We start from the raw sequence: 20,156 nt of genomic DNA on the forward strand, positions 1-20,156 counted from the left end.
AAACGCTGAAGGCATCTAAGCGTGAAGCCCCCCTCAAGATGAGATATCCCATTCGAAAGAAGTAAGACCCCTTGAAGACGACGAGGTAGATAGGGCAGAGGTGGAAGTGCAGTAATGTACGGAGCTGACTGTTACTAATCGGTCGAGGGCTTATCCAGGAAGGTCTGGTTGGTTGATGAAATGGTAAAGATGGATTTCAATATGTGGTTTTGAAGGTATGTGTGCACGAGTGGCTCAGTGGTGGAGTATCGCCTTGCCAAGGCGAGGGTCGCGGGTTCGAATCCCGTCTCGTGCTTTCAAAGAGATAGAAAAAAGAGTCATCCGATGGATGGCTCTTTTTGTATGTTCAAGCCCTGCCGGGCTAGAACGGTTCGAATGTCGGCGTTCCACTCCGGTCGTAGCAACAATTTCAAATGCTTGTAAAACATAGGATTGCATGGTATGATAAAATATGTTCGGAAATGCTGGCTGAATGTATCAGCAGAAATTGCCGACAGCACGCGATAGAGTTCATGCATGAGGGTCACACGCTCAAAAAAGTTTAAACATGAATCATGAGAAAGGGGACATAGCTGTTCTAAGGCAGTTGGAAGTGTATGGGAAAACATAGAGATGGCTTTAAGAGCCGGACAGGATTTGTGCTGGCCTGCATTGGGTCGGCTGTTGGTATGGGGAATATCTGGAGATTCCCATATATGGTTTCAGAATGGGGTGGAATGACGTTCCTGCTTCCATATGTTCTGTTTGTTATTTTGATCGCTTCTACCGGAGTGATCGAGGAAATGGCGCTTGGCCGCGCGGCAAAGAGCGGACCGATCAAAGCATTCGGTAAATGTACGGAGATCCGCACCGGAAATAAGCGGACAGGAGAGGTGATCGGTGTGATTCCGGTTATCGGATCCCTGGCATTGGCGATCGGATATAGCGTGGTCGTAGGATGGATCTTTAAATATACATTTTTTGCACTTTCCGGTGGTCTCTTCCACTTAGGGCAGGACGTAGCCGCGATCGAAGGCTTGTTTGGAGGTACAGCCGCCGCATTTGGAAATAATGTATGGCAGGTGGTCGCAATGCTTGTAACCGCGGTGATTATGGCATATGGAATTTCCGGCGGAATTGAGAAAGCGAATAAGATCATGATGCCGATGCTTTTTATCCTGTTTGTTGGGCTCGGCATATATATTTTTACACTTCCAGGTTCGGAACATGGATATCGTTATATTTTTACACTGGAGCCCAAAGGGCTTTTTGATCCAAGACTCTGGATCTACGCGTTCGGCCAGGCATTCTTTTCGCTTTCCATCGCAGGAAATGGAACAGTCATTTACGGTTCTTATTTGAGCGAGGAAGAGGATGTGGTCAGCTCAGCAAGAAATGTAGCATTTTTTGATACATTAGCGGCGCTTCTTGCGGCACTCGTCATTATACCGGGCATGGCAGTGGGAGGCGCAGAACTATCGTCAGGCGGACCGGGGCTGATGTTTATTTATCTGCTGAATGTGTTTAATGGCATGCCGGGCGGATGGTGTGTAGAGATAGTCTTTTATGTCTGTGTTTTGTTTGCAGGCTTAAGCTCTCTGGTAAATCTTTATGAGGCACCGGTAGAGATGATGCAGGAGCGGTTTGGGTTCAGGCGGAAAATTGCGGTTGCAGTGATCGCGATGCTTGGCGGTATCATTTCCCTGATGATCCAGGGAATCGTTTCCGGATGGATGGATGCGGTCTCCATTTATATCTGTCCGCTTGGCGCGATGCTTGCTGCTATCATGTTTTTCTGGGTAGCCGGAAAGGATTTTGCGCTTACAGCAGTTAACAAAGGAACGAAAAAACCGATCGGCAGCTGGTTTATGCCGCTTGGAAAATATGTATTGGTTCCGGCTGCGCTTCTCGCACTTGTGGCGGGGGCGCTGCTTGGGGGAATTGGCTGATAAGAGATACTTCCGTGTTTCGTTAGGGGGAATCTGAGAACGACACGTGGAAAATTTTGTGGAGGAGGTAACTTACAAATATGAGCAGATTAAACGAATTGCTCCAACAGGCGGGCAATATTGGGCGGAACGAAGATGATTCGATCACAAGACTGGGATTTTCAGAAAAATATTTCCAGGCGCTTGAGTTTTTAAAAGGACGCATGCAGGAGTTGGGAATGCAGGTGGAGACTGACCCGGTCGGAAATCTTCATGGCGTATTGCAGGGGAGTGACCCGGAAGCAAAATCCATTGTGATCGGCTCCCACATGGATACAGTTATGCAGGGCGGTGTTTACGATGGAATGCTGGGTGTGACCGGTGCCCTGGAAGTTGCAGCCCGCTTAAAGGATGAAGGACGTACCCTGCGCCATCCATTGGAGATCTGGGGCTTTAATATGGAAGAGTCCAGTATTCTTGGCGGTACATTTGGAAGCAGATGCGTGACAGGGATGCTCGATCCGGATATTCCCGGATATGCGGAAAAATTAGCAAAGTTTGGCTGCAGTCCGGAAAAAGCAAAAGCAGCCAAGAGAGATATCAGCAAGTATGAGTGCTACCTGGAATATCATATCGAACAGGGCGATAAACTCGATCATACGGGAATCGATGTGGGAGTTGTCAGCGGAATCGTCAGCATCATCGACTATAAGGTAACGGCAAAAGGCATGAGCAACCATGCGGGCACAACGATGATGGCTAACAGAAAAGATGCGCTTGTCGGAATGGCAAAGCTGATCGTGGCAGCAGAAGAGCGGGCAAGAGAACTGAATGACACACTTGTATTTACGGTCGGAAAGATCGCTGTATCCCCCGGACAGGAAAATGTAATTCCGGGACAGGCTGTGGCGAACTTTGAGATGCGTCATATGGACAAAGCTGTAACAGATCAGTTCTATGCAGATATTCAGGCACTCGCAAAGGAGATTCCGAACTGTGAGTTTGAATTTGTAAATACCGGTGCCAAATATTCCACACCGTGTGATCCGAGATTGATCAAACTGATCGACGATGTCTGCACGGAAAAGGAAATCCGCCATGTCATCATGCCCAGCGGTGCAGGCCATGACGCAAATTCGATGGCCCACGAAGGTGTCCCGATCGGTATGATCTTTGTTCCGAGTGTCAAGGGCATCAGCCATCAGGGAGACGAATATACAAAACCGGAACATATCGATATGGGAGCGGATGTTCTGTATCAGACTGTGTTAAAACTGGATGAAAATGGATTTTAAGTTTTACAGATGCTCAAATGAAGAACTGAATTTTATCTGGCAGAACTTGAAAAACGATATAAACATAGGAGGTATTTTATCATGGCAAAGGAAGCGAATCCGATTCCACAGGGAAAGTATGTACCGGCAACGAGATTTGGCAATCTGATCTTTACAGCAGGTATGACACCGAGAAACAATGGTGTTCTGATCAAGACAGGAAAAGTAAAAGCGTCAGATGATATTGCTGATTATAAGGACGCTGTTGTACAGGCCGCGAAGAATGCGCTCACAGCTGCAAAAAATAAGCTGGAAGAGGGCGAGAAGATCGTACAGATCATGCAGATTACAGTTTATGTAAATTCTGAGCCGGATTTTACAAAGCAGCCGAAGATCGCGGATTTCGCGTCTGAGTATTTCTGCGAGGAGCTTGGGGAATCCGGAGTTGGAAGCCGCGCGGCTGTCGGTGTTGCGGTTCTTCCGGGAGAAGCTCCGGTGGAGATCGCGATCATTGCGGGGGTAGGCAAGTAAAATAAATTCATGCTATAAAAGAAGACCACTGATGGGAAAGATCCTGCTCAGTGGTCTTTTTTGTGTAACAGGAAATTCCGAGGAATTTCCTGTTACATAAAAAGGCACTGACGTGCCAATGATGCACGCTTGCGCGAAGATGTAGATTGTCGCAAGCAGCCGCGGGAGGCACGGAAATGTGCCAAGTCACATTCTTTTTTATTATTTTAAATATTAATGGCAATAAACATATGATAAACAGATGTATTATATTTGATATTGATATGTTTTATGCGGCGTTTTGAATTGACAAATAGTCTCTGGTTGAATATAATAAAAATACAAATATATGAACGCGTTCCAATATAATGAATTTAGAAGCAATTGAATCACGATTTCCGATTGACCAATTTTGGCTGTTTCTGGCCGACTCTATGTGGCCGATTCTACCCAACGCTAACAATGAGGAAGAATTATACGTAAAGAAACAAAAGAAGATTCGGAAATGAACAACAGAAGGGATGGATGGTTATGTTTGGTGTTTCTGGCAGTTGTGTATTTTTATGGTGTGTTTATTTGTTTTTAGGTATTTTTCCGCTGATTTATGTCACGGTTAATGACAAGAAGAAAGGGGGAAAATAAGATATGTCAAATAATGCTTTGTATATGATCGTTACGGTCATATTTATGGTCGGCCTGGCAGTGATCGGTATCTTAATTTCCCGCGGAATCAAGGACACGGAAGATTGGATGGTTGCCAGTAAATCATTAGGAAAACTCCCGATGGCTGGTACCTACTTTGCAACAATTATTTCTGCAACGTCAATTATGAGCTACATGGGCTATTATTACCTGAACGGTTGGTCTGGATGGTGGAATGCAGCCGGTACGCTTCTGACTTCTTTCCTCGCATGTATGTTCTTTGCAAGAAGAATGCGTCAGAGTGAATGTAATACTCTTCCGGAGCTGATTGAAAAACGTTACAGCGGAAAGTATTCCATCGTTATGAGTCTTCTGATCGTTGTAAGCTGTACTGCACTGTTAGGTGCACAGGTAACAGGTGCAACTATCATTTTACAGACTTTCTCCAATTGGAGCACATTAACATGCTGTGTTATTTTACTTGCAGTGTTTGTCGTATTCACATGTATCGGTGGTATGAAAGCGGTTGCATGGACAGATACGATCTGCTCCTTCGTAATCATCATTGGTATTTGGCTGATCGCAATCCAGTTCCTGTTAAAGGTTGGCGGATTCACAGCTATGAACGAAGGTATTGCGGCTCTGAATCCGGAATTTGTAAAAGGATTCAGTGTTAAGATCCCGCCGATCACAGCGTTAAGCTGGGTAGTTACATGGGGTATCTGTAACTTTGGTGCACCGCAGTTCGTAGCACGTTTCATGTCTGCTGAGAGCCCGGAAGTTGCTTCCAAGAGCCAGGGTATCACAGGCATCGGTTTATTACTTTTCTATGTTCCACTTGCAATCACTGGTTTATGCGGTATGCTGATCCACCCGGGTATCGAAAAGCAGGATATGGTATTTACAACATTAGTATTTAGTGAAGTAAATCCGATTATCGGAGCAATCATGCTTGCATCTGTTGTAGCAGCTATCATTTCTACAGCAGACAGCTTACTTCTTTTGATCGCTACAACATTTGCACATGACTTCTATTCCAAGGTAAAGAGCAATGTATCGGATAAAGAAGAGTTATTCGTATCTCGTGTTTCTACAATCGTATTTGGTATCGGTGCCGTTGCCCTTACATTCGTTATGAGTGACACGATCCAGATCATTCAGGCGAAAGCCGTTACTCTTATGGGTGCTGCAATGGCAGTCCCGATTATGGTCGGCGTTGCATGGAAGCGTGCAAATAAAATCAGTGCCATGATCGCAGCAGCGGCTGGTTTTGTGACAGCACTTGTTTGGTACGGCCTTGGACAGCCAGCTGGTATTATGGCAGCTCTTCCGGCGTGTCTGGTATGCTTTATCGTAATCATGGTTGGCTCTGTTATGACTCCGGAAAGTGCAAATGAATCTGCTGATAAGGAGACAATGGATCACTTATTTGGAGAGACAAAATAAAAAATAGAATTAAGAGATTTGCCTGCGCCGTCATAATGATCATTCAGACGGCGCAAGGAGATCTCAGTGAAAGAGGTGGATCATCGATATGAGCAGATTAAATGAATTGCTGCAGCAGGCTGGAAACATTGGACGGAATGAAGATGGTTCGATTACCCGGCTTGGATTCTCAGAAGGATACTTTCAGGCACTTGAGCTTTTAAAAGCACGCATGAAAGAAATAGGAATGCAGGTGGAAACTGACCCGGTTGGAAACCTTCATGGCATTTTGCCGGGCAGTGATCCGGAAGCAAAAGCAATTGTAATCGGTTCTCATCTGGATACAGTTATTAAGGGCGGTGTTTATGATGGCATGCTCGGTGTGACCGGTGCAATGGAAGTTGCAGCTCGTTTAAAGGACGAAGGCCGTACACTGCGTCATCCATTGGAAATTTGGGGATTTAATATGGAAGAGTCCAGTATCCTCGGTGGAACCTTCGGAAGCCGCTGTGTGACAGGAATGATCGATCCGGATCTTCCGGGATATCCGGAAAAATTAGCAAAGTTTGACTGTAGTCCGGAGAAAGTTAAAGCTGCAAAGAGAGATATCAGCAAGTATGAATGTTATCTGGAATATCATATCGAACAGGGCGATAAACTCGATAATGCGGATCTTGATGTCGGTGTTGTCAGCGGAATCGTCAGTGTGATCCGCTATGAAGTGACAGCTAAAGGCATGAGCAATCATGCAGGAACGACGATGATGGTAAACAGAAAAGATGCACTTGTCGGAATGGCAAAGCTGATCGTTGCAGCAGAACAGCGTGCAAGAGAACTGAGCGATACACTTGTATTTACTGTCGGAAAGATCGCCGTATCTCCGGGACAGGAAAATGTAATTCCGGGACAGGCAGTGGCAACCTTTGAGATGCGTCACATGGACAGAGCTGTTACAGATCAGTTCTATACAGATATCCAGGCACTCGCAAAAGAAATTCCGAACTGTGAATTTGAATTTGTAAATACCATCGCAAAATACTCTACACCGTGTGATCCGAGGCTGATCAAACTGATTGATGGTGTCTGCACAGAGAAAGGAATCGGTCATGTCATCATGCCGAGCGGTGCTGGCCACGACGCAAACCCGATGGCACACGAAGGAGTCCCGATTGGTATGATTTTTGTTCCAAGTGTCAAGGGCGTCAGCCATCAGGGTGATGAATACACAAAACCGGAACATGTGGATATTGGTGCTGATGTTCTGTACCAGACGGTACTGAAACTTGATGAAAACGGACTTTAAAGCCTGACAGATAAAATGGAAAAGGAGAATGAGACTATGATGGATCTTGCTGTAATCAATGGACTTGTATTTATTGAAGGCGGCTTCCGCAAAGCGGATGTCGGAATTAAAGATGGGAAATTTGCTTTGATCGCAGAGCCGGGCTGCCTGCCGGAAGCTGAGCGCACAATTGATGCAGGCGGAAAATATGTTCTCCCTGGCGGAATTGATACTCATGTACATTATCGTGATCCTGGTCACTGGGAGCGTGAGACATTTGAGGTTGGTACACGTGCAGCAGCAGCCGGTGGATGTACAACATTCTTTGAGCATCCGATTTCTATGCCGCCGCAGTGGAACGGAGAGATTTTAAAGAACCGTATCAGCATCTGCAAAGGTGAAGAAAGCGCAGCGAATGATCGTCATGAAAAAGGAAGCTGTGTAGACTTCTGCTTCTTCGGAGCAGCAGGCGGTGAGCATCCGGAAGCAATCGAGCCGCTCTCCCATGAAGGAATTATCGCATATAAGACATTCTTACATGAAGCTCCGGAAGGAAGAGATGCAGAGTTTGAAGGTCTGACAAGTGCAAACAACGATCAGTTATACCGTGTCCTTGAAGAAGTTAAAAAGACAGGTCTGGCAGTTGCGGCACATGCAGAGGATAATGAGCTTGTAACAGGTTTCATTAAACGCCTCAGAGAGCAGGGACGTCAGACAGAAAATATTGCTCACTGTGAGTCACGTCCCCCGATCGTAGAGATCGAAGCAATCTCCAAGATGCTGAAATTTGGTAAGGACGTTGGATGCCCGATCGAATTAGTACATGTTTCCACCTGGCAGGCAATGGAACTTGCAAAGAAAGCAAAAGCAGAGGGACAGCCGGTTATGGTCGAGACCTGTCCGCACTATCTGCTTCTCGATGAGAGCTATGTAGAAAAATACGGTGCATACGCAAAGTGCAACCCGGCACTTAGAAAAAAAGAGGATGTAGAGCGTCTCTGGGATTACGTAAAAGACGGTACCGTTGATTTTATCGGCAGTGATCACAGCCCGTTCTTAGTTTCCGAGAAAGAAAAGAAAGATAAAGATGGAAATAAGGATATTTTCCTTTCTCCGTCTGGATTCCCGGGAATCGACCTTCGTCTCCCATTAATGATTACAGAGGGATTAAAGCGTGGCGTCAGCCTGGAGAAAATTGTAGAACTCTTAAGCGTAAATCCGGCTAAGTTATTCCATATCTTCCCACAGAAAGGAACAATCTCAGCAGGAGCAGACGGCGATCTTGTTATCGTTGATATGAATAAGAAGGTTACCTGCCATGCTGAGGACAGCTATTCTCAGGCAAAAGGTATCATGAAGGTATACGAAGGCTGGCAGCTTGACTGTGCAGTTGACAGTACGATCGTTCGTGGACGTGTTGTATATGAGAATGGTAAAGTTGACGAGAGTGCATCTGGCTGGGGCGAATTTGTAAAACCGGTATTAAAAAAATAATTAAATCATGATTTTATGAGAAAATTCCCTGTGAATAAAAGTTTCAGCTGTTCAACAGGGAATTCTCTAACTATTATGTTTATTTCTATTTAGGGAAAAATGATCAGAACAGCCGGGGGATACAGCTGGTCTGATCTGCAAAATGTATAATGTCAAAGGGGAAATTATTATGACAAGAGAAGCAAATCCAATTCCGCAGGGAAAATATGTTCCGGCAACAAGATTCGGCAATATGATCTTTACAGCAGGTATGACACCGCGCAATAACGGAGTACTGCTGAAAACAGGAAAAATTAAAGCAACAGACGAAATTGCAGATTACAAAGAGGCTGTTGTCCAGGCAGCAAAGAATGCACTGACAGCGGCGAAAAATAAGCTGGAGAACGGTGAAAAAATTGTACAGATCATGCAGATCACCGTTTATGTAAACAGCGAGACAGATTTCACAAAACAGCCGAAGATTGCAGATTTTGCATCGGAGTATTTCTGTGAAGAACTCGGAGAATCTGGAGTCGGAAGCCGGGCTGCGGTTGGGGTTGCAGTTCTTCCGGGGGACGCACCGGTTGAAATATCTATTATTGCTGGAGTTGAAAATTAAAAATTAACAGGATGTAATAGAAAGTGACTGCTGTCAAATAGAAAATTTGTGCAGCAGTTTTTCTATTTACATATGTAGTTAATGGAAAATCAGAAAATACATGCGAGTATATATGTAGGGGGAGTATATATGTCATTATTTCCAGAAAGTGCTTATCAGTTAGAATTACCCAAAATGCATAGAGTCCTGCAAAAATTTGATACAACACAGTTAGAAAATGTAGAGGAGACTTTGCGTGCCGAAATGCATAAGAAGGAAATCAGCAGTCTTGTAAAACCGGGAATGAGGATTGCTATGGCCGTGGGAAGCCGCGGAATTCAGAATTTGGCGTTGATCGTCAAAACTATTGCGGACGAATTGCAGAACATGGGAGCAATGCCGTTTATCGTTCCGGCTATGGGATCGCATGGAGGAGGAACCGCTAAGGGACAGACAGCGGTTTTGGAAGGCTATGGAATTACGGAAGAGGCAATAGGAATCCCGGTTAAATCCAGTCTCGAGGTTGATGAAATTGGAACCGTAGAATGTGAGAGTGGAACGGTTCAGGTTGTAGTTGATCATTATGCAGCTCATGCTGATCTGATCATTCCTATTGGAAGAGTAAAACCGCATACAGATTTCAGAGGTCCTATTGAAAGCGGATTATGTAAAATGCTTACGATCGGGCTGGGAAAATTTGAGGGCTGCACGAGACTGCACCATATGGGAGCAATACATTTTCCTACGCTTCTTCCAGTTGCCGCAAAACTTGTAATTGACAAAACTCCGGTAGGTTTTGGAGTTGCAATTATTGAAAACAGCTATGATCAGACGTACCATATTGAGATGGTTCCTGCAGACAAGATCCACGACAGAGAGCCGGAATTGTTAAAAATCGCGCGTTCAAAGATGCCAAAGATCCTGGTGAAGGAAATTGATGCATTAATTGTGCAGGAAATGGGAAAAGATATTTCCGGAGCCGGTATGGATCCGAATATTATAGGACGTGCGGCCAGAGGAAGATTAAAAGACTTTGATGGTCCGGAAATACAGAGAATTTTAGTGAAGAGTCTTACAAAAGATACACATGGAAATGCAAGCGGCATTGGATTAGCGGACTATGTTTTAAAGTCGTGTGCGGAAACAATCGATTTAGGGGCAACATATACCAACTCGGTGAGCTGTGGTAATCCGGAAGGTGGCCGGATCCCGATTCAGGTGATGGATGTAAAAGAGGGAGTTTTAGCCTGTCTGCGGAGTGGTGTGGGTGTAGATCTGAATGCTCCGAAGATTGTGTATATAAAAAATACACTCCAATTAGGAGAGATATGGGTCTCAGATGCACTTATCGAGGAAGTTAGAAGAAATCCTCAGCTGATATTATGTGATGAAGAGCAGTCGATCGAGAAGTTACAAATGTCATAAAAGAGGAGAAAAATGATAAGTCTCCTGTTATTGCAAAATTTGTTTGTTTTTCCATGCAGAATGCATTATACTAAAAGGAGGTGAAAAAGAAATAAATGGAAATAATCCTTTTTGGGGGGTAAAATGAATGCAGGAAAAGGAACCTCAATATATAAATTCAATTATAAGGGCAACTGCGATATTAGAGTTATATGAAAAGCTGAATGTACAGTATCTTGGAATCGCCGAGATCAGCAAAGAATTGGGAATTCAGAAAACAACGGTATTTAATATTGTAAAAACACTGGTGCATCAGGGATGGCTGATTCAGGACAATCCGAACGGAAAATACCGGCTTGGGACCAGAATTCTCAGGGTATCCACGATGATCACGCGGAGTATCACGACGGAAGAACTCATAGAAAAGGAAATGAGGCGCCTGAGAGATGAGTACAATGAGGATGTTGTACTGACTGCTATGGTTGACGGGGTTCCAATCTGTGTAGAGAAAGTAAAATCTGCAAATTATCTCCAGATCCAGTCAAAAGTAGGACGTGTCGGAAGCTATGTAAAGGGTTCCACTGGAAAGACCGTGTTTGCATGGCAGCCGGAGAATTTTATTCAGGAGATACTGAGAAAGATATATCCGGAGACGGAAGCGGGATTGCGGGAGAAAGAGCAGGTTGAGGAACAGCTAAAAAAAATCCGGGAGCAGGGATATTGTATCAGTATTTCAGAGCAGGATAAGGGCGTTGCATCTGTTGCGGTTCCAATCTTAAATGATAAAGGATATGCAGTATACTCACTGGCTGTGGTCGGAGAGGAAAATCGAATGCGGCAGAAGGGGCTGGATGTGATCCGGCAGGAGCTTGTGAGAGTTGCACGGAGTCTTGGAAGAGAACAGCATTATATGAAAGGGTAGCAGCTTTTTACAGAAAATTTATCCCACAACAAATATAGAAAAACACTGTTTTGCATGAAGGGGGTAATCAAAAATGCGAAACAGTGTTTTTTCTATTATCAGTAAATAAGGAGGTAATCAATAGTGGTGTGGATCGTATCGGGCATGTAAGAGGGAATAATCCAATTTGGGTGCATTTGGATTAGATTATGCGCGATAGATATCGACCATCTTGCAGATTCTCTTTACAGCATCAACGGCCTTATCGTGATCCTGAGAGAAGTTCATACGGATAAAATCACCGTACTGTTTGCCGAACTCTGTACCCGGTGTTACAGTAACACTTGCCTGTGCGCGGCAGAGCTTTGTAAACTGGAAGATATCAACTTTTAATTTTGGAAGCTGCATGAAGATATAGCTTCCGCCTTCTGTTGGACGAGCCCAGCATCCAGAGCAGCTGTTGATAACGGCAAGAATATCATCGCGGATCTGTCTGTGATCAGCAATACGTTTCTCCATCCATCCATCCGGCTCAGAGAACCATCTGTAGAAAGCTGCCTGATTGTAACCTGCACAGCGTAAGGAAACGACGGCCTGAAGTTTTTCCATGCGGGTGATGATTTCAGGTGTACCATAGCCGACACCGAGACGGAAACCACTTAAGGACTCTGTTTTGGACGGACCCATAATTGTGATCAGTTTGTCCGGTTTCTCCGGGAGTGCACGCATGTGTGTGTAAGTGAAATCTTTTTCAAGGATCTGGCGGCTGTAAAGCTCATCTGCAAGGATTGCAACGTCGTATTTCTTTGCGAGGCGTGCAATCTCAGAAACTTCTTCTTTGGAGAAGACTGCACCAGTCGGGTTGTTCGGGTTTGAGTAGAGGAACAGCTTTACACCGTTTTTGAAAGCTTCTTCCAGCTCTTTTAAATCGATACCGGATGTGTGGGGAGCAGCGTCTTTCCAGTTCATGTGGATCGGAACCATCTCGCCCTCGAAGAATTCAACAAGTTTACGGTTGTCGAAGTAATCCGGTTCAACGATAGCGACCTTGTCACCTCTGCCGACTAAGGAACCCATCGCTAAGAAAAGCGCTCCCTGTGTACCAGGTGTAAGGATGATTTCTGTCTTCGGGTCTACCGGAGCGCCGCTGTACTCTGCGAGTTTTTCAGCAAGATATTCACGGATCGCGCCTTTTCCGCGGTATTCTGTGTATGCCTGATAGGTACCGTCTACACAATAGTGTTTCACAAATGTCTCAAGGCTGCCCGGGATCGGCTGGTGTGCGTTTACATCACCGTGAGAGAAATCAACAGCCGGTCCTTCAAGTTTGTCACCGATCATCGGAAGATCTTCTGCTTTCTGAAGCCCTTCCTGTCCGGGGGCGTTGTCTGTGCCGAGTCTGGCGAATTTTTCTGCTAAATAATCCATAAGTTTACCTCTCCTTTTTATCAATCAGTCTGGTGTGTGAGAATTGGAATGACTGCATTGACTGTGTGAAATGCTTTTCTCTTTGTATCTATACAATAACATGAAAAGATCATGTTGTAAAACGGATAAATCAGATATATAATATATGCAAAACAGATATTTTGGGAGGTGAAAGTTATGAATGATGAGGCACTCGAAACGTATTTAAATATTGTAAAGACACATAGCCTGACAAAGACAGCGGAGAACATGTTTATCTCACAGTCAGCAGTGAGCAACCGGCTGATCAGTCTGGAAAAGGAATTGAACGTGAAACTTATTGATCGCAGTCCGGGGCAGAAAGGGGTTGTGCTGACGCAGAAAGGTGAAGAATTTGTTGAATTTGCGAAAAGGCATCAGGAACTGAACCGTCAGATTCAGGATTGGAGCCGGGGAGATGTGACGGAGGTGTTACGGGTAGCGTCTGTTATCAGCCTCACGGACTATGTGAAAGGGTTTTACAGGGAACTTCTTGGGAAGGGAAAACTTTCGATCACATTAGCGACACACTGGACAGACCGCATTATTTCGATGTTGGAGAACAGAGAGACAGACATCGGAATTACCCCGCGTGTCTTTTATTCGAAGGCGGTGGAGGCTGTGCCGATCTTTAGGGAACCGTTATTTCTGCTTAGTTCAAAAAGCGTTTCTGATTACCCTGAGGTTGTGCAGGCACAGCAGTTAAAGCGTTCCAATGAAATCTATTTTGATTGGGGAACGGGATTTGTGGAGTGGCATGAGAAGCAGATGAACCCGTTAGACCTGCCGCTTATGGTGACAGATACAACGGAGCTGATACCGGAACTTTTACGGATTCCTAATTCTTTCAGTATTATTCCTGCATGCATTTTTAAAAACTATCATGATACAGAGCTGAGACTTTCCAGAATTGTTCCGGAACCACCTCCAAGAATCTGCTATCTCTTAAAGCTTAGGGAACTGCACTCACAGAAAAAGGAACTGATCGAGCAGTTTGAAAAGGAATTTAAAGAATATATACGGACGGTTGAGGATGTTATCAGTATTTAGCCGGAAAACATCTCCACCGCCAGCTTCGTAAATTCCTCCATAGCCTTTGATACATATCTCTTTTTCTTCCACATAACAGCGATGTCACGGCTCACATCATCGGAGTCCAGTTTGTAAAAGACGACGGGTTCATCGTGGTCGGACATGCGGACAACGGTGTCAGACAGGAGTGTGACGCCGAGACCGGCACCGCAGGAGCGGTAGGCGGTGGCGAGCTGATCCAACTGCAGGCGGATATTTGGGGCAAAGCCATTTTGGGAACAGAGCTTCACGGCGCGCTCGTAGGCAATGGTCTCCGGGCGAAGCAGCAGGAAAGGGGGCCTTTGCGAAGGAAGAGAGCTTTTGACGGATCAAAATAACAGCAAATACGAACAGCAGCACAGTGGAAACAGTTTCCTGGAGATGATGAAAGAACGCGGGCTGTGCAAAAAGGGAGAAGGAAATGAGTTACTTAAAAACATTGCTTATCATCTGCCCGATCTTCTTTATTTCGGGTATCATTGATTCCATAGGCGGAGGCGGAGGCTTGATCGCACTGCCGACATACTTAATGATCGGATTGCCGGTCCGCTCGGCTTACGGCTGCAACAAACTGCAGGCAGGTCTTGGAAATCTGGTCTCAGCGATCAAGTATTTTAAAAACAACATGGTCGATCTGAGGATTGCACTGGTCTCAGCCATCACGGCGATGACGGGGGCATGGATCGGAACAAAGATCATCTTTCTCCTTCCGGAGGAGAGCATTCAGAAGGCCATCACGGTGGCACTTCCGGTGATTGCCCTCATCATGGTTCTCAGAAAGACAGACGCGAGAAACGTGATCATGAGAAGCGAGATTTCAAAAAAAACAGTTGTTCAGGCCCTGATCGTCGGCGTGATCATGGGATTTTACAACAGTCTTTTCGGACCGGGGATCGGTACCGTAGCGATCATCGCATTTACGATGATCATGCACTATGATGCGAGATGCGCGTCCGGTAACGGTAAGGTCCTCATCGTACTTACGAACGCCATCGCCCTTGTAAGCTATGTGAAAACGGGAAATGTCGCTTACGAGATCGCGTGTCCTGCAGCGCTCTGTGCCATTGCAGGAAACCTCGTCGGCGTCAATCTGGCGATCAGGAAGGGCGAGAAGATCATCAAACCGGTGATGTTAGTCGTAGTGATCCTCACTGTGATCAAATTTGCATGGCAGAATCATCTGTGGGGTTAAAGGCATAAAATTCAATAAGGTTTACCTGTTTTGTTTACCCATACAAAAGGGCTGGTCTTACTGTGGACCGGCTCTTTTTATGTAACAGGAAATTCCGTGGAATTCCCTGTTACACAAAAGGCACGAACGTGCCAAGGATGCGCATAGGGGAAGACTGCCGGTTACTGTTTGCGCAAGGCGTGAGCAGTAACTGCTGATGGTATATTTGCAGGGGCCGGATTCCTCAGGGCTTGTTTTTAAGGCAGGAATGAGATAAGATAGTGTTAAAAGAATTTAGGAAAGAAGTGGAAAAAACCATGTATGATGAGTTAACAAAAAATGACATAAAGAAGATAGAAGAGGAGATCGAATACCGGAAACTTGTGGTCCGGAAAGAGGCGATCGAGGCGGTAAAAGAGGCGAGAGCCCAGGGCGACTTAAGTGAAAATTTTGAATATTATGCAGCGAAGAAGGACAAGAACAAGAATGAGAGCCGGATCCGATATCTGGAGAGAATGATCCGGACGGCGAAGGTGGTCTCTGATGAGTCAAAAGACGATGAGGTCGGTCTCTACAACACGGTGGACGTGTATTTTGAGGATGACGATGAGACGGAGACCTATAAGATCGTTACGACGATCCGCGGAAATTCCTTAAAGGGACTGATCAGTTCCGAGTCCCCGCTTGGAAGGGCACTTCTGGGGCATAAGGTCGGCGACCGGGTACATGTGCAGGTGAATGACAGGGCCGGATATGACGTGATCATCAAGCGTCTGGAGAAGACCGTGGATGACGGAAGTGATGCGATCCGGAGCTTTTAAAGAAGACATTTTTAAAGAAGACAGAGAGGTTGAGTATGAAGGATTTTAAAGTGGCGGGGTTTCCGCTGCCATTGTATGTCCTCATTCTGGCACTGACGGCGGCATGCATGTTTACGGGCTGTGTCCCGAAGAGTCTGGTCCCGGCGTTTTTGGTGTTGATGGTATTCGGTGAGGGCTTAAATGCGATTGGAAATAACGTACCGGTGGTGAAGACGTATCTCGGAGGATCTGTGATCTGTATTCTCGGTTCTGCGATCCTCACGGCAGGCGGACTGATTCCTGAGCAGACGCTTGAGACGCTCGATTATTTTGTCAATGACAGTGGCTTCCTGATCTTTTATATCGCGGCGCTGATCTGCGGCAGTCTCTTTAATATCGACCGGAATCTTCTGCTCAGGGCTACCGTGAAGCTTCTGCCGGTGGCGGTGATCTCTCTTTCTATGGGAATTCTGCTTTCAGGAATTATGGGGATCATCCTTGGGGAAGGTTTCTGGGGCGGGATCCTCTATATCGGAGTGCCTATGACCAGCGGCGGAATGACAGCGGGTACAGTTCCTCTTTCTGCCATGTACTCCCAGGCGCTCGGCGTGGAAGCGGCGGATGTGCTGACAAAGATGGCACCGGCCACAGTGCTTGGAAACTGTGTAGCGATTATTTTTGGCGGTCTTTTAAACAATTTCGGAAAAAAACACCCGGAGACGACCGGAAACGGTGTATTGGTGAATGATGGAAAAACGGTGAAAAAGACACCGCCATTGAAGCCGACATTTGCGTCTTTATGTACCGGGATGATCATTGCGTTCGCCTTTTATCAGCTTGGCGCGATCTTACACAGGTTTGTTCCTGTGATCCCGACGTATGCATGGATGATCATTGCGGTCGTGCTTGTGAAGGGAACCGGCATCATGTCCGAAGAGCTGGAGGATGCGGCGAGAGAGTGGGGGCAGTTTGCCATTAAGAGCTGGACGGCGGCGGCACTTGCGGGGATCGGTTTTACCCTGATCGATCTGAATACAATTTTAAAGACTCTGACACCGTTATATCTGATCACGGTGGTGCTCATCGTGGGGATCATCACGTTTACGGCGTCAGTTCTTGGAAAGCTGGTTGGCTTTTTCCCACTGGAATCAGCCATCGCAGCGGGGATGTGTACAACAAATATGGGCGGTTCCGGCAATGTGGCTGTTTTGAGCAGTGCGCATAGAATGGAGCTTCTGCCATTTGCGCAGATCGTTACAAGATCCTGCGGAGCGCTGATGCTGACGCTTGGAGGAATATTAGTGCAGATGGTGGGGTAGGATCTGGATTCTGTATTGTGAGCAGCAGGCTTTTGCACTTGCTGCGCTTGTTTTAGTAAAGTATGGGATTTTTGCCCGTAACTGTGAGGCACTGAACAGTTACATTATGCATTAAAAACGGGGGGAGTGGCAAAGATGGAAATATATCAGCTTCGATATTTTGCATATGCGGCGAAATATGAAAATATCACGATGGCGGCGCAGGAATTGAATGTATCCCAGCCTTCCATCAGTAAAGCGATCCAATCACTGGAGCGCGAATTAAAAACAGAGTTGCTACGGAAAAACGGAAGATCCTGTATGCTTACCCATGATGGGTATTTATTGCAGGAAAGGGTGGTTCCTTTGCTTGAGGAAATAGAACGGCTTCCGTTAGAATTCCGTAATAGACAGAAGAAGAAAATGATCCGTTTGAACGTTCTGACCGCAGGGTTGCTTGTTCCGGAATTGATTCGCGAATTTCGGGAGGAAAATCCGGATGTTTTTTTTCAGGTGTTAGATCGCAGAGAGGCAACCAAATGGGATGTCTGCATTCGAAGTACACTGCCGCAGTATGTGTTCAGCAATGCGGTAAAATTGATGGAAGAGCCATTGTATCTCGCGTTTCATAAAGATTCATGGTTGAGAAATATGGAAAAAGTCAGGTTGTCAGATATCAGAAATGAACAATTTGTTATGCTGAGAAGCGGAGGAAGTATCCGGACGATTTCAGAAGCAATCTTCGAAAAAGAAGGGATTATTCCGGATATTGCATTTGAATGTGATAACGTTCATGTTTTGAGACGCATGGTACAGGAAGGGGTGGGGATCACCATCTGGCCAAGGTATTCCTGGAGAGATCACTTGAAAAGCGAGACAGATTTTGCAAATGTCTGTTATCGGCCGATCGATAACAACGAATTCAAACGATCCCTGTATCTGATCCTGCAGAAAGATCTAAAAATGACAGAAGAATTGGAGAAATTCTGTAAATACACGGAAAAATATTTTAATAGTATCAAAGAAGAATAAGTAAAATTATGCCAAATTCATTCGAAATGAGAATGTAAGTCATTCATGAATAATATTTGAACAATATATATAATTATTATATAATTGACTCATAAAAGAAAGCGCATCTTTTTTAAGAATCAGCCATATCAATCTATGGTGAAGGCCCAGGAGACCTTCTTAAAAAGGAGCGCTTTTGTCGTGTTTATATCATTTTTGTTACCAGTAGTTGTTGATTACAAAAGGAGGAAATCATGAAAAAAAGGTTTTATCGTATTACGGCAGCAGCGCTCATGACAACGATGCTTGCAGCAAGTATGGTCGGATGTTCAAAATCGTCATCCGGTGGTTCGGCTACGACAGCGGGAGCCGAGACAGCTGATCCGGGAAAGCAGACAACAGGAACGGCAGATGCGTCAGGTGATCTGAATCCCTTGACTCCGCCGGAAGGTGTTCAATTAAAAGAAGATCTCGCGATGGGATTGAAATCAAAACATACAACGATCGATACTATGGAAGTAAGTAACAACCAGCATAACTATATGTTTCGAATGGTGCATGATACACTGGTTCACTTTAACAATACGACAAATGAGCTGGAACCGCAGCTTGCGACAGAGTGGAGCACCGACGATGGCGGAAAGACATATATCTTTAAATTGAGAGATGGCGTAAAATTCCACAACGGTGAAACGTTAAAAGCATCTGATGTTGTATTTACATTTAACAGAATGCAGGGAACAACATCCAGCAACAACTTATATACAAAGCTAGAATCAGTTGAGGCAGTCGATGATATGACAGTAAAGATCGTTCTTATCAATCCGAACCTTGACTGGCCATATATGATGACGATACCGACTACATCGATTCTCAGTGAAAAAGCAGTTACCGATGATCCGACAGAAGGAACAGGAATCGGAACAGGTCCATGGCAGATCGATTCCTATGAATTTGGAAACTATACGAAGCTCGTTGCATTTGAGGACAGCTGGAGAGGTGCTCCGAACGCGAAGACTTTCACATTCCGCTATATTCCGGAAGATTCTGCCCGTCTGATCGCATTACAGAACGGGGAAGTTGATATCTGTATGGAGCCGGCAACGATCGAGCTTGGAACGATCGAGGATGATCCGAATCTGGATCTGATCAGTTATGACGGCGGATCTCTTTCCTACTTTGCGTTTAATACACAGAAGTCCCCGGCAGACAATGAAGATCTTCGAAAAGCAGTTGCATACGGAATTGACGTTGACAGCATTATCGCTGTAGCAGCAGAGGGACGTGGAAAGAAAGCAACCTCTTTCTGGGGCTGGAATGAATATGGATTTTATGACTGTGGCGGTTATGAGTACAATCCGGATAAAGCAAAAGAGTATCTGGCAAAGGCATATCCGAACGGCGGCGCAACACTTGATGTTACTGTAAGCGGCGCAGAGAGAAAGACAATTGCGGAGATGGTACAGAGCCAGCTTAAGGAGATCGGAATCGCGATCAATATTGTAGAGCTCGACTCCGCAGGCCTCAGCACAAGTACAACAAAGGGTGACCATCAGTCCTGTATCTACGGTATGGGATTCAATATCTTCGGTGATGATGCAAGAAGAATCCTTCAGCCGGGTTCTGCAGTAAACAAAGCACACTACGATGATCCGGAAGTCATGGAGCTTCTTGACAAGGCTGTTGCAGAAACAGATGAGGCAAAGAGAAAAGAGTATTATAAAGAGATTCAGGAAAATGTTCATGAGCATGTTCCGTATATTCCACTTTACTATGCAGATGGTTTTATCGGTGTGAAAAAGGGAACCGGAGGAATCGATATTTATCCGACTTCCCATCACGATTACTCTAAAGTTTTTGTACCGGCAAACTAAATGTAGGAATCTTATCAGCGGACCGCTATTGCGGTCCGCAACTAATATGAGTCAGAATACGAAAGAAAG

Annotated in this window: 17 protein-coding genes, 1 tRNA gene and 1 rRNA gene; 17 read left to right on the top strand and 2 right to left on the bottom strand. The window is 45.4% G+C overall.

Features of this window, described 5'->3' with window-relative positions:
• The 11 genes from ABCW45_RS11810 to ABCW45_RS11860 all read left to right on the top strand — a co-directional run.
• A 23S ribosomal RNA gene (locus ABCW45_RS11810) occupies positions 1-158 on the top strand; the annotation flags it as partial.
• Between the two features lie 65 nt (positions 159-223).
• Positions 224-295: transfer RNA gene (locus tag ABCW45_RS11815), tRNA-Gly, on the top strand.
• A 301-nt stretch (positions 296-596) separates the two neighbouring features.
• Positions 597-1,928: a sodium-dependent transporter gene (locus tag ABCW45_RS11820; protein WP_117470126.1), complete on the top strand. Its 1,332-nt coding sequence runs from the start codon at positions 597-599 to the stop codon at positions 1,926-1,928.
• A gap of 80 nt (positions 1,929-2,008) precedes the next feature.
• A complete protein-coding gene (locus ABCW45_RS11825; RefSeq protein ID WP_343220908.1) occupies positions 2,009-3,202 on the top strand; it encodes a Zn-dependent hydrolase in 1,194 nt (397 codons plus the stop codon).
• Between the two features lie 81 nt (positions 3,203-3,283).
• Positions 3,284-3,712, top strand: coding sequence for a RidA family protein (locus ABCW45_RS11830; protein ID WP_117472192.1), 429 nt, complete (start codon positions 3,284-3,286; stop codon positions 3,710-3,712).
• A gap of 624 nt (positions 3,713-4,336) precedes the next feature.
• A complete protein-coding gene (locus tag ABCW45_RS11835) occupies positions 4,337-5,779 on the top strand; it encodes a sodium:solute symporter family protein (RefSeq protein WP_117470123.1) in 1,443 nt (480 codons plus the stop codon).
• Positions 5,780-5,867: 88 nt separating this feature from the next.
• Positions 5,868-7,061 (top strand): Zn-dependent hydrolase, encoded by a 1,194-nt coding sequence (locus tag ABCW45_RS11840; protein WP_117472194.1) that lies wholly within the window; start codon positions 5,868-5,870, stop codon positions 7,059-7,061.
• 36 nt (positions 7,062-7,097) lie between these two features.
• Positions 7,098-8,534 (top strand): dihydroorotase, encoded by a 1,437-nt coding sequence (locus ABCW45_RS11845; protein ID WP_117472196.1) that lies wholly within the window; start codon positions 7,098-7,100, stop codon positions 8,532-8,534.
• Positions 8,535-8,703: 169 nt separating this feature from the next.
• On the top strand, positions 8,704-9,132 hold the full coding sequence (locus tag ABCW45_RS11850) for a RidA family protein (protein ID WP_117472198.1): 429 nt from the start codon (positions 8,704-8,706) through the stop codon (positions 9,130-9,132).
• Between the two features lie 129 nt (positions 9,133-9,261).
• Positions 9,262-10,536, top strand: a complete 1,275-nt coding sequence (locus ABCW45_RS11855; protein ID WP_343220909.1) for a nickel pincer cofactor-dependent isomerase, group 22 — start codon at positions 9,262-9,264, stop codon at positions 10,534-10,536.
• 127 nt (positions 10,537-10,663) lie between these two features.
• The gene (locus tag ABCW45_RS11860; RefSeq protein WP_015552733.1) at positions 10,664-11,437 is read left to right on the top strand and encodes an IclR family transcriptional regulator; all 774 of its coding nucleotides are present in this window, start codon (positions 10,664-10,666) and stop codon (positions 11,435-11,437) included.
• 186 nt (positions 11,438-11,623) lie between these two features.
• On the opposite strand, the gene ABCW45_RS11865 is transcribed toward ABCW45_RS11860, so the two are convergent.
• Positions 11,624-12,844 carry a pyridoxal phosphate-dependent aminotransferase gene (locus ABCW45_RS11865; RefSeq protein ID WP_343220910.1) on the bottom strand — a complete coding sequence of 407 codons (1,221 nt, stop codon included), beginning with the start codon at positions 12,842-12,844 and terminating at the stop codon, positions 11,624-11,626.
• Positions 12,845-13,021: 177 nt separating this feature from the next.
• Here ABCW45_RS11865 and ABCW45_RS11870 point away from each other — a divergent pair, with 177 nt between their 5' ends.
• Complete coding sequence (locus ABCW45_RS11870) at positions 13,022-13,912, top strand: LysR family transcriptional regulator (protein WP_181968332.1); 891 nt, start codon at positions 13,022-13,024, stop codon at positions 13,910-13,912.
• Here ABCW45_RS11870 and ABCW45_RS11875 read toward each other — a convergent pair.
• Positions 13,909-14,223: a LysR family transcriptional regulator substrate-binding protein gene (locus ABCW45_RS11875; protein ID WP_343220936.1), complete on the bottom strand. Its 315-nt coding sequence runs from the start codon at positions 14,221-14,223 to the stop codon at positions 13,909-13,911. The two genes, ABCW45_RS11870 and ABCW45_RS11875, sit on opposite strands and share 4 nt — an antisense overlap.
• Before the next feature lie 131 nt (positions 14,224-14,354).
• Here ABCW45_RS11875 and ABCW45_RS11880 point away from each other — a divergent pair, with 131 nt between their 5' ends.
• From ABCW45_RS11880 to ABCW45_RS11900, 5 genes are all read left to right on the top strand, one after another.
• Positions 14,355-15,125, top strand: a complete 771-nt coding sequence (locus ABCW45_RS11880; protein WP_021905198.1) for a sulfite exporter TauE/SafE family protein — start codon at positions 14,355-14,357, stop codon at positions 15,123-15,125.
• A gap of 296 nt (positions 15,126-15,421) precedes the next feature.
• Positions 15,422-15,925, top strand: coding sequence for a transcription elongation factor GreA (greA, locus tag ABCW45_RS11885; RefSeq protein ID WP_343220937.1), 504 nt, complete (start codon positions 15,422-15,424; stop codon positions 15,923-15,925).
• Positions 15,926-15,960: 35 nt separating this feature from the next.
• The gene (locus tag ABCW45_RS11890) at positions 15,961-17,223 is read left to right on the top strand and encodes a 2-hydroxycarboxylate transporter family protein (RefSeq protein ID WP_177968147.1); all 1,263 of its coding nucleotides are present in this window, start codon (positions 15,961-15,963) and stop codon (positions 17,221-17,223) included.
• 135 nt (positions 17,224-17,358) lie between these two features.
• A complete protein-coding gene (locus tag ABCW45_RS11895; protein WP_117485134.1) occupies positions 17,359-18,234 on the top strand; it encodes a LysR family transcriptional regulator in 876 nt (291 codons plus the stop codon).
• Positions 18,235-18,467: 233 nt separating this feature from the next.
• Positions 18,468-20,087 (top strand): ABC transporter substrate-binding protein, encoded by a 1,620-nt coding sequence (locus ABCW45_RS11900; protein WP_117485132.1) that lies wholly within the window; start codon positions 18,468-18,470, stop codon positions 20,085-20,087.
• Positions 20,088-20,156: the final 69 nt, after the last annotated feature.

The sequence above is a fragment of the Pilosibacter fragilis genome (assembly GCF_032490495.1).
Classification (GTDB): domain Bacteria; phylum Bacillota; class Clostridia; order Lachnospirales; family Lachnospiraceae; genus Pilosibacter; species Pilosibacter fragilis.